Here is a 13112-nt window from a genome sequence, read left to right as displayed (position 1 = left end):
CAGCGTCACGACATGGCTGCCGCGCGCGCCCGAGATGAGGTCGCCCTCCCAATGCCCGGGTACCGCGCGGTCCTCGACCGACGCGGGCCGTTCGCTGATCGAGACTGCGTCCCTGATCTGGCCGAGCCCGTCGCGCTTCAGGCTGGCATGGCGCGAGCGGCGGATCGTGCGCTTGGCCCGCAGATGCTCGAGCAGCTCCTTCTTCAGCACGCCGCGCGCCTGAATATAGAGGCTCTTATAGATCGTCTCGTGAGACACACGTTGCTGCTCTTCGTCCGGAAAGCGACGCCCCAGCCAACCCGAAACCTGCTCGGGCGACCAGTTGCGGCGCAGCTTCGCCGACACTTAGAGGTGGCTCGGGGGATCTGAACATCGGGGATAAGTGGATTGCCGATCTGACAGCGGCCGTGCTGGCCGCGAGAAGGAGGCAAGATGAGCAAACGACCCCGCTGGAACCACAGCCCGGCATTCAAGGCCAAGGTGGCGTTGGCTGCCGTGAAAGGCGAGAAGACGCTGGCCGAACTGGCGCAGCAGTATGATGTGCATCCGAACCTCATCAACCAGTGGCGGTCGCGGCTGCTGGAGGGCGCGGCGGACGGGTTCGGCGCGGCGTCGTCGGCGGTAGAGCCGGCGGTCGACGTGACGGTACTGCACGCCAAGATCGGCGAGCTGACGCTGGCGAATGATTTTCTGGCCGGTGCGCTCGGGAAGGCCGGTCTGTTGCCGAGCGCAAAGCGATGATCGACCGTGGTCATTCGCTACCGCTGGTCGCCCAGGCGCGGCAGCTCGGCATCAGCCGCGGCAGCATCTACTATCTGCCTCGCTCTGTATCCTTGGCCGATCTGGCGGTCATGCGCCGGATCGACGAGCTGCACCTGCTCTACCCGTTTGCCGGTAGCCGGATGCTGCGCGACCTGTTGCGGCAGGAAGGCGTGAGCGTCGGTCGGCTGCATGTCGCGACGCTGATGAAGCGGATGAGGATCAAGGCGATCTACCGCCGGCCGAACACCTCGACGCCGGCACCGGGGCACAAGATCTATCCGTACCTGCTGCGCAAGCTCGCGGTGATCCGGCCGAACCAGGTCTGGGCGACGGACATTACGTATGTGCCGATGGCGCGTGGCTTCGTCTACCTCGTCGCCATCGTCGACTGGTTCAGCCGGCGCGTGCTGGCGTGGCGGGTGTCGATCTCGCTCGATGTCGGGTTCTGCATCGAGGCGCTGGAGGAGGCGCTGACCCGCTACGGCAAGCCCGCCATCTTCAACAGCGATCAGGGCTCGCAGTTCACGAGTGCCGCCTTCACCGCCGTCCTCCACCGCGAGAAGATCGCGATCAGCATGGACGGTAAGGGGTGCTGGCGCGACAACGTGTTCGTGGAGCGCCTCTGGCGCTCGGTGAAATATGAGGAGGTGTACCTCAACGCCTATGCCTCGGTTCCCGAGGCCCGCGCCGGCATCAGCCGCTACATCGGGTTCTACAATGCCGTTAGGCCGCACTCCGCGCTTGGCGGCCGCACGCCCGACCAGATATACTTCAACCAGCCGCTTCTCGCAGCGGCATGATCAACCAGCGGCAGTCCACTTATCCAAGCCGTGAACCTGTCCAGACAAACCGAGCAACCTCTCCTCGCCTTGCCTACCGAACGGGGTGCGCCCGCACCCCGGGTAGAACCTGCTTGCATCGGTAACACCTCGGGAACATGCCACCAGAGGCGCTGGAAGGCTTACCGGCGATCCACGACGCGCGACAGATGGCGCTTCCGCTCTGACGTGTCATCCAGCCGAAGTTCGGTGACGCTCTCCGATCACTACGCGTTATCGGAACTGGAAGCGGTCGTCGCGGCCATCGGCGACATGACGTCCTGCGCAGAATAGCTCGGGACACCTTTTCACCCGTACTCGTTGCCCTCGACATGGACACACTTCCCAATCCCGTCGGCGGCGCTCACCTCCGGACCATAGCGATGCCGCGGGACGCAAACCCCAGCGGTCACATCTTCGGCGGCTGGACGCTTTCGCAGATGGACCTCGCAGGGGCGACGTTTGCGGTCGAACGAGCGACCGGGCCGGTAGCGACTGTCGCGATCGATGCGATGAAGTTCCTGCGGCCGATAGCGGTTGGCGATGAGGTCAGCTGCTTCTGCTCGTGGGAGGACGAGGGATCGACGTCGATCAAGGTGAAGGTCGAGACCTGGACTCGCGTGCGTGGCACTAAAGAGGCGGCGAAGGTCACGGAGGGGGTCTTCACATACGTGGCGATGACGAACGAAGGTCAGCCCCGCGGTCTGGACGACGCCGCCTGACCTAGCGGATGTGGAATCCGCGCTGCGTCTGAGTCGAACCGTGGCGCTTGCGCCGTCCCTATGAATCGCGCCGGATCAGATCGTTGCCGAAGCCATGTACGGAGAGCACGTCGGCGACTCGCGCAATCAGATCGGCCGGCACAAAAGGCTTCAGCATCACATCGTTGGCACCCGCGCCCATTGCTTGCTCCGCCGCCTCCGCGCTTTGGTTCGCCGTGAGCACCAGGATTGGGATCATGTAAGTGCTTGAGATCTGGCGCAGGTGCTTCAGAACTTCGATCCCGGTCATGCCTGGGAGCCCGAGGTCCAGGATCACCAGCTCAGGTTTTTTGAACGCAATCGTCTCGAACCCCAGCGTGCCGTGCGGCACGACGCCGATAAGATGGCCAGCCTGAGTCAGAACTTCTTGCACGACGTGACCCATCAAGTCGTCGTCCTCTACATAGATGATGCGCGCCATGCGTACTCCAGAACTCGGCCCCGCCGCGAACCAACGGAGCGCGCGCTTCGGGTAGAGTGGCATATCGCACAATCGGTTAAGAGAACGCGACGATCAAAACTACGCCGCACGGAAAATGCGCCGCGCGGCAATGGTTTGGTTGCTCCCCTCAGGCTGCCAATTCTCGGAAATCCATTCTACCCTGTTTCGCCCGTTGTGCTTCGCACGGTACAGCGCTTCATCCAATCGCCGCACGAGTTCGGGCGCAGCGCCGCGGTCGCAATCGAGGTAACACGCGCCAATGCTCACCGTCGCTCGGATAGGCTGATCATCCCACACGACCGGGGCAGCAGCAAAAGCCGTTCGCAGCCGGTCAGCAATGATTGCTGCGGCAGCGGGGTCGGGTACACCTAACACCAGCCCGAACTCCTCACCGCCTATCCAACGCAACAGATGGTCGCTTTCGGGCTCACTGCGCATCTTCCCCTGTGCTTTAGAGGTCAGCCGTCGCACGACTAGACGCTTACGCATATCAAGCAGGTTAGGTGCCCCACACGACGGACAGGAGAGGTTGCTCGGTTTGTCTGGACAGGTTCACGGCTTGGATAAGTGGACTGCCGCTGGTTGATCATGCCGCTGCGAGAAGCGGCTGGTTGAAGTATATCTGGTCGGGCGTGCGGCCGCCAAGCGCGGAGTGCGGCCTAACGGCATTGTAGAACCCGATGTAGCGGCTGATGCCGGCGCGGGCCTCGGGAACCGAGGCATAGGCGTTGAGGTACACCTCCTCATATTTCACCGAGCGCCAGAGGCGCTCCACGAACACGTTGTCGCGCCAGCACCCCTTACCGTCCATGCTGATCGCGATCTTCTCGCGGTGGAGGACGGCGGTGAAGGCGGCACTCGTGAACTGCGAGCCCTGATCGCTGTTGAAGATGGCGGGCTTGCCGTAGCGGGTCAGCGCCTCCTCCAGCGCCTCGATGCAGAACCCGACATCGAGCGAGATCGACACCCGCCACGCCAGCACGCGCCGGCTGAACCAGTCGACGATGGCGACGAGGTAGACGAAGCCACGCGCCATCGGCACATACGTAATGTCCGTCGCCCAGACCTGGTTCGGCCGGATCACCGCGAGCTTGCGCAGCAGGTACGGATAGATCTTGTGCCCCGGTGCCGGCGTCGAGGTGTTCGGCCGGCGCGCCTTTCACGGCAGCCAACGCCACCTTGGCCTTGAATGCCGGGCTGTGGTTCCAGCGGGGTCGTTTGCTCATCTTGCCTCCTTCTCGCGGCCAGCACGGCCGCTGTCAGATCGGCAATCCACTTATCCCCGATGTTCAGATCCCCCGAGCCACCTCTGTCGGACCCCTATCCAGGGGCAAAGCCGCACCTGCTAATCGAGGCCGATCGCTGGGACGATGCGGAGTGGCTAAGTGACTTGTTGCGTGTCACAGCGGCAGAGCTGCCGATACCTAAACCGCGCAAACCAAAGGGAAGCAAGTAAACGCCCACACGGGATGGTGATCCTACAAGGCTCGTTGGAATGTTACCGTCGTTGGGAATCGCCCGCTGCAAAGATCCGCACGCGGCCGTTAAACGTCCTTTGCTCGTGCGCCGAAAGCGAACACCCATCCCTTTGTCGCGGTGACACCGCGCAAGGAAAGTCAAAAAGTACGGCAAGTGGGTGCAAAGCCGGCGATAGGACTGCGCGCTACAACCACTCTCGATAGGGGGCGGCACCTAGGAGTGCTGCCCGACAAAGGAGGGATGGATGAAAGCCACCTGTTTGGCCGCGCTGCTCGTCGGCGTATGCTTCCCCGCCGGGGCGGGAGCGCAACTGGCGCAGGGCAGCGCTGACGGTTCGTCGAACGAGCTGATGCCGAACGAATCAGCGCCGGCCGGCCCAACTGAAACGGACGACATCATCGTCACGGCGCAGCGCCGTGCGCAGTCTGTGCTGACTGTGCCGATCGCGATCACCGCACTGGACGGCCAAGCGCTCGAGAACAAGGGCGTTACCAACTCCGCCAATCTTGCGAGCGCGGTTCCAAACCTTCAGGTATCCAGCCCTTACGGAAACACGCAGCCCAATTTCTCGCTGCGCGGCATCTCGGTGGCGAACGAATACAATTCCAACCAAGCCTCGCCGATCGGCGTCTATGTCGACGACGTCTATCTCGCCAATCGCACCGCGCACGGCATGGGGCTATTCGATCTCGACCGCGTCGAGGTGCTGCGCGGGCCGCAGGGCACGCTGTTCGGACGCAATACGACCGGCGGAGCGATCAACTTCATCACGCGCGCGCCGACGCTGTCGGGGAACGAAGGCTATGCCGAGGGCGGCTACGGCAATTACGATACTTGGACCGCGCAGGCCGCGATCGAGGCGACAATGGTCAAGGACCAGCTCGGCCTGCGTGTCGCCGGGAACTTCGTGAAGGGCGATGGCCAGATCCGCAACGTCTCGCCGGGCGCGCTCGACGCCAATTCGCAGGATACCCTGCAGGGCCGCGCCACCTTGCGCTTCCGCCCGGGTGACGGCCCGCTCGACGTCAAGATCAAGATCTACGGCGGGCGAGATCGCGGCACGCAGGCGGCGATCCACGGCCTGTTGCCGTTCCGCCAGGGCCTCGATTTCTTCGAGACCAACGAGAACCGCATTGGCCGCAATCGCACGGACGCCTACGGCATCTCGGCGACGATCGCCTATGAAATTTCCCCGACGCTGACCTTCACCGCGATTACCTCTAAGGACGGCGGCAGCCAGAACCTTCAGCAGGCTGCCGACGGCTCGCCGCTTGACGTGCTCGATATCAATTGGCGCTCGAAATACGACCAGTTCAGCGAAGAGGCACGGCTCAACTACGATGGCGGCGCGCTCAAATTGGTAGCTGGCGGCTTCTACGGCTTCGACCGGGTCGAGACGCAGAACACCTTCAACATTGGCCAGGCGATCGCCCCGACCGTGAACGGCGGATTTTTCCAGAGCTACACGCAGCGCCGGCGCAGCGCCGCGGTGTTCGCGCAGGGCGATTACGAGCTGTCGCGCGGGCTGACGCTCACGGTCGGCGGGCGCTACACCTGGGATCGCGCGCGCTACGACGATGGCTATGCCTATCTGTTCGCCGGCGATGTCGGCGGCGCGCAGTTGCCGCTTGCGACGACGGTGCCCTGCCCTGGCGTTCCGGGTACGTGCGCCTATGATCCTGCATTGCGCTACGCGATCCGGGGTCAGAACAACGCGCTTACCGGCCGCGTGTCGCTGTCCTACCAGTTCGACGACGGCCCGCTCGTCTATGCGAGCTACAACCGCGGCTATCGCTCGGGCGCGTTCAACGGCGGCGGCTATACCTCGTCGGCGGGTATCACCTATATCGCGCCCGAGCGCCTAAATGCATATGAAGTGGGCGCCAAGGGCCGGTTCGGCGCGCTGACGCTGTCGGCGGCGGGCTTCTACTACGATTATTCGAACCAGCAGGTGCAGGATACGCGCGCCGGCCCGGTGTCGTTCCTCGTCAACGCGCCCAAGTCCGAAGTCTATGGCGCGGAGGCGGAGGCGGTGCTGCGGCTGTCGCCGGCCGTCAGCCTCAACGCAGCGCTCGGCTATCTCCACGCGACGTACAAGGAGCTGACGCTGCAGGGCACCGATCTGTCGGGCAACGACCTGCCGTTCGCGCCACGCTTCACGGCGCAGGGCGGTGTCGATCTGGCGCTGTTCCGCGACGGTCAGAACGGGCTGGTCTTCTCGCCCAACGTCGCCTTCTTCACGCGGCAGTTCTTCTCGCCGTTCAACGATACGAACGCTGTCGGATCGCCGCAGAACAACGCCGAACTGCAGCAGCGCGACTTCGCCAAGGTCAATGCGACCCTTGCCTGGACGATCGGGCAAATTACGCTGAAGGCGTGGGGCAACAACATCTTCGGCCGCGAAACCTTCGCCTACGGGCTCGATCTGCGCGGCGCCGGCTTCCCGTACAACTTCCTCGTTCCCGCCGCGCCGCGCACCTACGGCGGCGCTATCCAGATCGCCTTCTGATGATCCCCGATCTCAAGGATCCCGCGCTCTACGAACGCGGCGTGCCCTATGATGCGTTTGCCGAATTGCGCACCACCGATCCGGTACACTGGAACCCGGAGGCCGATGGCGCCGGCTTCTGGGCAGTGACGCGCCATGCCGATATCGTCGCGGTGTCACGCAATCCGACGCTGTTCTCATCCGCGCACGAATGGGGAGGCCATCGCATCTTCAACGAAAACGAGGTCGGGCTGACCGGCGCTGGCGAGAGCGCGATCGGCATCCCCTTCATCTCGCGCGATCCGCCCACCCACACGCGCTATCGCAAGTTCGTGATGCCTGCGCTGTCGCCCGTCCGCCTCGGCGACATCGAAGCCCGCATCCGCGCGCGCGTCGAAGCGCTGGTGGCGGAGATCCCGCTGGGCGCGCCGGTGGATATCGTGCCGCTCCTCAACGCGCCGCTGCCATTGCTGACGTTGGCCGAACTACTCGGCGTGGCACCTGATCTGTGGCCCAAGCTCTACGAGTGGACCAATGCGTTCGTCGGTGAGGACGATCCAGAGTTTCGCCAGAGCCCGGAATCGATGCAGCAGGTGCTCGCCGAGTTCTTCGGCTTCGCAACCGAGCTGTTCGAGGCGCGCAGGGCCGAGCCGACACAGGACATCGCCTCGTTGCTCGCCAATGCCGAGATCGACGGCGTGCCAGTGCCGTTCGGCGACTTCGTCGGCAACCTCATCCTCGTGCTGGTCGGCGGCAACGAGACGACGCGCAATTCGCTGAGCCATTCGATGGTGCGCCTCGCGGAGCAACCCGAGGCATGGGCGCAGATTTGCGCCGATCCGGGCGTGCTGTTCAACGGCGTGAAGGAGATGGTCCGCCACGCCAGCCCCGTCCTTCACATGCGCCGTACCGCAACCGCCGACACCGAACTTGGCGGCAAACGGATCGCGAAGGGCGACAAAGTCGTGCTGTGGTACGCCAGCGGCAATCGCGACGCATCGGTCTTCCCCGATCCCGATGCGTTCGATCTCGCGCGCGGCAACGTGCCGCATGTCGGCTTCGGATCCGGGCAGCATGTCTGCGTCGGCTCGCGGCTGGCCGAAATGCAGCTGCGGATCGCTTTCGAGGCGCTGGCGAAGCGTGTAGCGTCGTTCGCGGTGACGGCGCCGCCCAAGCGGCTGCGCTCGAACTTCATCAATGGGCTCAAGACGCTCGAAATAGAGCTTCGGCCCGCGTGAGAGGATGCTGTAAAGCATGGCTGTGACCGATACGGTCTGGACCAACGAGGCAATCATTTCCGATGCTCTGGGTCGCGCCGCGGATCTCGGCATCGGGTCGACAGGTGATGGCTGGCGCCTATCGCGCTGGCGCCAGTTCGTCGGCAGTTATCAGCTGCCCGCGCTGCCCGACCCCACCTTCGTCGTGCACATCGCCGGCAAGCCGCGCGTCAAGATGTGGGAGCGCGACGGGTGGAGTGAGACGAGTTCCATCCCCGGCTGCGCGACGATCCTGCCCGCGGGGCAGCCGAGCGGTTGGCTCGTCGACGGCGAGCTTGACGTGGTGACGCTGTCGATCTCCGCCACGGAGCTGCAAGGCACGCCTGCCTACGACCAGTTCCAGCGCATGCGCTTCGCCTTCGCCGATCCGCTCGGCGCGGCGCTGACGCGGCAGATCCTGGGCGAGCTCTACGCCCCGCAGACGCCCGAGCGACAGGTCTATGTCACCGCGCTCGCGGGCGCGCTGAAGGCGCATATGGTGCGCGGACCGCAAAACTCGGCGGTGTCGACCATCCCGACAAGCGATTTTGCGGCATATCGCCTGCACCACATCATGAACCGCGTGCTCGCGCGCCCGGAGGCCGATCACAGCCTGGAGGCGATGGCGAGCGACGCCGGCCTAACGCCCTCGCATTTCTGCCGCGTGTTCAAGCGTGCGACCGGTGTCAGCCCGCACCAATATGTGATGAAGGCGCGGCTCGATCGCGCGCAGGAGTTGCTCGCCGGATCGGACCTGACGATCGCGCAGGTCGCCGATGCGCTCGGCTTCATCAGCCAGAGCCATTTCACGCGTGCCTTTCGCGCCCACGCCGGGCAGACCCCGAGTGCCTGGCGTGCGACCAAGGCGCATTAGGAGACCAATATGCAGACCACCGCCGCCGTCGCCCGCATCCCCGAAGGCGATTTTTCGATCGAGGAAATCGAGGTGGGCGAACCGCGAGCGGGCGAGGTGCTGGTACGCATCGCGGGCGTCGGCGTATGCCACACCGACCTGATCTTCCGCGACCAGTTCGCGCCCTATCCCCTCCCGGCCGTGCTCGGCCACGAGGGCGCAGGGACGATCGAAGCGATCGGCGAGAGTGTCGAGGGGCTCGCCGTCGGCGACAAGGTGGTGCTTGGCTTTTCCAGCTGCGGACATTGTCCGCGCTGCAACGAAGGCCTGCCAAGCTATTGCCGCACGTTCCCGCCGCTCAACTATGCGGGCATGCGACTGGAGGACGGATCGAAGGCCTTCGCCAAGGGCGACGAGGCGATCTCATCGCACTTCTTCGGTCAGTCGTCCTTTGCCGTTCATACGATCACGCGTGCGCGCAACGTCGTGAAGGTGGACACCGATGTTCCGGTCGCGCTGCTTGGGCCACTGGGCTGTGGTTTTCAGACCGGCGCAGGCGGGGTGATGCGGTCGCTCGCGGCTACGCCCGGTTCGTCGATTGCAATCATCGGGGGCGGGCCTGTCGGGCTCGCGGCGGTGATGGGCGCGGTGATCCAGCGTTGCGCCACGATCGTGCTCGTCGAGCCAATCGCTGCACGGCGAGACATCGCCCGCGAACTTGGCGCCACACACGTCGTCGATCCGGCAGCGGGCGGCATGGCCGAAGCGCTGCGCAGTATCGTGCCCGACGGGCTGGATTATGTGTTCGACACCAGCGGCAACGTCGGCGCGATCGAAGCAGGACTTGCCTCGCTCGGGAGCCACGGCGCGATCGGACTGGTCGGCGTGCCCAAGCGCGCCGATGCCGCGATCGCCGTCAACATCTCGGCGCTGATGACACCTGGTCATCGGATCATCGGGATCATTGAAGGCGACAGCGATCCGCAAGCGTTCATCCCCGAACTGCTGCGGCATCATGCCGCAGGTCGGTTCCCCTTCGACACGCTGATCCGCACCTATCCGCTTACCGAGATCAACCAGGCGATCACCGATCAGGCGCGTGGCGAGTGCATCAAGGTGGTGTTGCTGCCGTAACAGCTGTTATGGTGGTGCAAATGGCGGCGGAGAGCGAATCATGAACTTCGACAGTGATTATCGGATGCTGATCGGCAGCGAGCTGGTCACCGGGTCGGCGACGCTGGACGTCGTGAACCCCGCGAATGAGGAAGTGATCGCGACGGTCCCTGATGCGACGCGCGACGATCTTGACCGGGCGGTCGATGCCGCCCGCGCGGCGTTCCCCGGCTGGGCTGCGACGCCGGTGGCCGAGCGAAAGGCAAAGCTCACCGCGCTTGGCCAGGCGATCATGGCCAATGCCGATCCGCTAATGCGCCTGCTGACGAAGGAGCAGGGCAAGCCGCATGCCGAGGCGCAGGGCGAAGTGATGGGCGCGGGCTATTGGCTGATGGCCGCCGCCGGGCTCGACCTGCCAGTGACGGTGAATGAGGATTCGGACGAGCGCTACAGTGAGACACGCCACGTGCCGCTGGGCGTCGTCGGGGCAATCGCGCCGTGGAATTTCCCGATGATCCTGGCGATGTTCAAGGTCGGCCCCGCGCTCCTCGCCGGCAATACGATGGTGCTGAAGCCATCGCCGTTCACCCCACTCTCCACGCTCAAGTTCGGCGAGCTGGCGGCGCAGATCCTGCCCGCCGGCGTACTCAACATCGTCACCGGTGGGGACGACCTGGGGCCGTGGATGACGAGCCACCCCGGCTTCGACAAGATCAGCTTCACGGGCTCGACCGCGACCGGCAAGCGCGTGATGCAGTCCGCTGCCCCGACGCTCAAGCGCGTGACGCTGGAACTGGGCGGCAACGATGCGGCGATCGTGATGCCCGACGTCGATGTCGAGAAGGTCGCCGAGGAGCTATTCTGGGCGGCGTTCCGCAACAACGGCCAGATCTGCATCGCCACCAAGCGGATGTACGTCCACCAAGACATCTACGATCAGCTGCGCGACGCACTCGTCGCTTACGCGAAGACGGTGAAAGTCGGCGACGGATCGGAGCAGGGCACGCAGATCGGCCCGATCAACAACAAGCAGCAATATGCCCGCGTGCTGGAGCTGATCCAGGACGCCAAGGACAAGGGCTACAAATTCCTCGTCGGCGGCGATGCGGCCGAGGTACCGGGCTATTTCGTGCCGGTGACGATCCTCGACAACCCGCCAGAGGACAGTCGCATCGTGCAGGAGGAGCAGTTCGGCCCCGTCCTGCCGCTAATCAAGTTCGACGATTACGAGAGCGTGATCGCGCGCGCCAATGCGACCGATTACGGTCTCGGCGGCTCGGTATGGGGCAATGACGAGGACAAGGCGTTCGAGATCGCGCAGCGCATCGCCAGCGGCACGGTGTGGGTCAACGAGACGCAGCATCTGTCCCCGATGGCCGCATTCGGCGGGATGAAGCAGTCGGGTGTCGGCGTCGAAGGCGGGATCGAAGGCCTGCTCGAATATACCAACGCGCAGACGATCGTGCGAAAGAAGCGCAAGGAAACAGTCGCCGCCTGACCGATTTTCATGCGGCAGCGATCTGGCTCCCCGTACTTGGTTCTCGATACTGGGCGGACAAGGGTTCTCGAATGCAAAATCCGCGCGACTAGAAATAGCGTTTGGGGCCGTGCGTTTCCGTACTAAGTTATCCTTCGTGGCGGGAGCGGTCGTGATCGACGCTTCCGTTTAACGGCACCCAGCAAGAACCTTCCTCCACGGCTTTACCGCTTAGGCTTTGATACAGCCGATCCCCGACTGACAGGCCACACGTAATGGGCTGTGCGCTCGCGTCCGGCCCGGCGCCATGCCGCTTCGGTCGCTAGGTCAACCCCGAAGTAGTTCCTGACCAATGCCACGGTGTCGCCGTCGCCGCCCTCAGCGTCAACGAGGCGTCGGGCAAACATCTCGATATCCCGACGTATCCCGGCGAGAGGCCGCTCGAATATGGAACGTGCGGCGCAACTTAGAGATTAGGCTGCAACCTCGAATCGATCGTCAGACGACCTTCTGACGTGCGCTATCAACCGCTTTTTGTAGCATCACTTTGTAGCACCGGGACGGTGAAAAAGCGACGATTTGCGAGATAGTTGTGGTGCGACAATCGGTTAGGAAAGCCGTGGCGGAGAGGGTGGGATTCGAACCCACGGTGAGCGTAAACCCACAACGGTTTTCGAGACCGTCCCAATCGACCACTCTGGCACCTCTCCGCAGAGGCTTCCCGGTTGCAGCAAGGCAGGCCGGGCGATCGAAGGGCGCGCCTCTATCGTGGTTCATCGGGGCGTGCAAGCGGCTGCTTGTGCCGCGCGCAAGAGCGATTAGATTGGCGCCATGCCCGCTGCCAACCACACCGCTGCCGCCCACACCGTCATCGCTCAGGACACGCCGGCCGCGCCGTCCATCGCGCATGCTCGGTTCACCATCGGTGATATCGTGCGCCACCGAATGCTCGATTTCCGCGGCGTCATCTTCGATGTCGATCCGGTCTTCGCGAATACCGAGGAATGGTATCAGGCGATCCCCGAGGGCATTCGGCCGCGCAAGGACCAGCCCTTCTACCATCTACTCGCCGAGAACGCCGAATCGACCTACGTCGCCTACGTCAGCCAGCAGAACCTGGTGCATGACGAAAGCGACGAGCCGGTCGATCACCCCGCGATCGACGGGCTGTTCACCGGGCTCAGCGACGGCCGCTATCTCCTGCGCCGCGAACACCGCCACTAGACGGCGGTTTTTCCGGCCCTGGCGGCCAGTCGAGCGTTGACAAGCCGGGGCACGTCCCTTAGCAGCGCCGTTCCTCCTGGCCCGGTAACCCGGTCCGGGCACAGACATTTGGGTAGAGTGACACAGGCCATGTTCGCAGTCGTGCGCACAGGCGGCAAGCAGTATCGCGTTGCCGCCGGAGACAAGATCGTCGTCGAGAAGCTTGATGGAGACGCTGGCGCTTCCATCACGCTGAGCGATGTGTTGCTCGCTGGCGAAGGGTCGGAGCTGAAGTCGGTCGACGGCCTCACCGTCGCGGCCGAGATCATCGCGCAGGCGAAGGGCGAGAAGGTCATCGTCTTCAAGAAGCGTCGTCGTCACAACTATCGCCGCAAGAACGGCCACCGCCAGAATCACACGATCCTCAAGATCGTGTCGATCGGCGCGCAGGCGTAAGGAG

General features: G+C 64.1%; 11 protein-coding genes, 1 tRNA gene and 2 pseudogenes (1 of these 14 only partly in view). 9 read left to right on the top strand and 5 right to left on the bottom strand.

All coding sequences use genetic code 11. The annotated features are described in order from the left end of the window. Positions 1–345, bottom strand: a pseudogene (locus LLW23_RS13445) (IS30 family transposase); its annotated part reaches 402 nt to the left of the window's first position; the annotation flags it as partial. A gap of 87 nt (positions 346–432) precedes the next feature. On the opposite strand from LLW23_RS13445, the gene LLW23_RS13440 reads away from it, so the two are divergent. Both LLW23_RS13440 and LLW23_RS13435 read left to right on the top strand, forming a co-directional pair. Continuing rightward, positions 433–1562, top strand: a protein-coding gene (locus LLW23_RS13440) for an IS3 family transposase (protein ID WP_228946012.1) whose coding sequence is annotated in 2 segments (ribosomal slippage) — positions 433–694 and positions 694–1562 — 1131 coding nt in all. Because the reading frame shifts where the segments join, the coding sequence is not laid out codon by codon here. A 401-nt stretch (positions 1563–1963) separates the two neighbouring features. Beyond that, the gene (locus LLW23_RS13435; RefSeq protein WP_228946011.1) at positions 1964–2302 is read left to right on the top strand and encodes an acyl-CoA thioesterase; all 339 of its coding nucleotides are present in this window, start codon (positions 1964–1966) and stop codon (positions 2300–2302) included. Positions 2303–2360: 58 nt separating this feature from the next. Here the strand turns inward: LLW23_RS13435 and LLW23_RS13430 are convergent, their stop codons facing one another. The 3 genes and pseudogenes from LLW23_RS13430 to LLW23_RS13420 form a co-directional block, all read right to left on the bottom strand. Continuing rightward, complete coding sequence (locus LLW23_RS13430) at positions 2361–2762, bottom strand: response regulator (RefSeq protein ID WP_228946010.1); 402 nt, start codon at positions 2760–2762, stop codon at positions 2361–2363. Positions 2763–2861: 99 nt separating this feature from the next. Next, positions 2862–3254: a GGDEF domain-containing protein gene (locus LLW23_RS13425; protein ID WP_228946009.1), complete on the bottom strand. Its 393-nt coding sequence runs from the start codon at positions 3252–3254 to the stop codon at positions 2862–2864. Between the two features lie 115 nt (positions 3255–3369). Then, positions 3370–3936 (bottom strand): annotated as a pseudogene (locus LLW23_RS13420) (IS3 family transposase); the annotation flags it as partial. 570 nt (positions 3937–4506) lie between these two features. On the opposite strand from LLW23_RS13420, the gene LLW23_RS13415 reads away from it, so the two are divergent. The 5 genes from LLW23_RS13415 to LLW23_RS13395 are packed head-to-tail and all read left to right on the top strand — an operon-like array spanning position 4507 to position 11470. Continuing rightward, on the top strand, positions 4507–6771 hold the full coding sequence (locus LLW23_RS13415; protein WP_228946008.1) for a TonB-dependent receptor: 2265 nt from the start codon (positions 4507–4509) through the stop codon (positions 6769–6771). Then, positions 6771–7988, top strand: coding sequence for a cytochrome P450 (locus LLW23_RS13410; RefSeq protein WP_228946007.1), 1218 nt, complete (start codon positions 6771–6773; stop codon positions 7986–7988). Before LLW23_RS13415 ends, LLW23_RS13410 begins: the two co-directional genes overlap by 1 nt. Positions 7989–8004: 16 nt before the next feature. Then, positions 8005–8880, top strand: coding sequence for a helix-turn-helix domain-containing protein (locus tag LLW23_RS13405; RefSeq protein WP_228946006.1), 876 nt, complete (start codon positions 8005–8007; stop codon positions 8878–8880). Between the two features lie 9 nt (positions 8881–8889). Then, complete coding sequence (locus LLW23_RS13400) at positions 8890–9993, top strand: NAD(P)-dependent alcohol dehydrogenase (protein ID WP_228946005.1); 1104 nt, start codon at positions 8890–8892, stop codon at positions 9991–9993. Positions 9994–10033: 40 nt separating this feature from the next. Then, positions 10034–11470: an aldehyde dehydrogenase family protein gene (locus tag LLW23_RS13395; RefSeq protein WP_228946004.1), complete on the top strand. Its 1437-nt coding sequence runs from the start codon at positions 10034–10036 to the stop codon at positions 11468–11470. Between the two features lie 599 nt (positions 11471–12069). Here the strand turns inward: LLW23_RS13395 and LLW23_RS13390 are convergent. Beyond that, positions 12070–12159, bottom strand: a tRNA-Ser gene (locus LLW23_RS13390). 121 nt (positions 12160–12280) lie between these two features. Here LLW23_RS13390 and hspQ point away from each other — a divergent pair. Next, complete coding sequence (gene hspQ, locus LLW23_RS13385) at positions 12281–12673, top strand: heat shock protein HspQ (RefSeq protein ID WP_408641964.1); 393 nt, start codon at positions 12281–12283, stop codon at positions 12671–12673. 129 nt (positions 12674–12802) lie between these two features. Next, a complete protein-coding gene (rplU, locus tag LLW23_RS13380) occupies positions 12803–13108 on the top strand; it encodes a 50S ribosomal protein L21 (protein WP_228946003.1) in 306 nt (101 codons plus the stop codon). Positions 13109–13112: the final 4 nt, after the last annotated feature.

The organism is Sphingomonas radiodurans (assembly GCF_020866845.1).
GTDB lineage: Bacteria > Pseudomonadota > Alphaproteobacteria > Sphingomonadales > Sphingomonadaceae > Sphingomonas > Sphingomonas radiodurans.
The sequence above is the reverse complement of the archived record's forward strand: the minus strand, read 5'-3'. Positions and strand labels throughout refer to the sequence as shown.

Coding starts and splice junctions, on each gene's coding strand:
- LLW23_RS13435 (WP_228946011.1), top strand. CDS start 1,964: ATGCCGCGGGACGCAAACCCCAGCGGTCACATCTTCGGCGGCTGGACG.
- LLW23_RS13430 (WP_228946010.1), bottom strand. CDS start 2,762: ATGGCGCGCATCATCTATGTAGAGGACGACGACTTGATGGGTCACGTC.
- LLW23_RS13415 (WP_228946008.1), top strand. CDS start 4,507: ATGAAAGCCACCTGTTTGGCCGCGCTGCTCGTCGGCGTATGCTTCCCC.
- LLW23_RS13410 (WP_228946007.1), top strand. CDS start 6,771: ATGATCCCCGATCTCAAGGATCCCGCGCTCTACGAACGCGGCGTGCCC.
- LLW23_RS13405 (WP_228946006.1), top strand. CDS start 8,005: ATGGCTGTGACCGATACGGTCTGGACCAACGAGGCAATCATTTCCGAT.
- LLW23_RS13400 (WP_228946005.1), top strand. CDS start 8,890: ATGCAGACCACCGCCGCCGTCGCCCGCATCCCCGAAGGCGATTTTTCG.
- LLW23_RS13395 (WP_228946004.1), top strand. CDS start 10,034: ATGAACTTCGACAGTGATTATCGGATGCTGATCGGCAGCGAGCTGGTC.
- hspQ (WP_408641964.1), top strand. CDS start 12,281: ATGCCCGCTGCCAACCACACCGCTGCCGCCCACACCGTCATCGCTCAG.
- rplU (WP_228946003.1), top strand. CDS start 12,803: ATGTTCGCAGTCGTGCGCACAGGCGGCAAGCAGTATCGCGTTGCCGCC.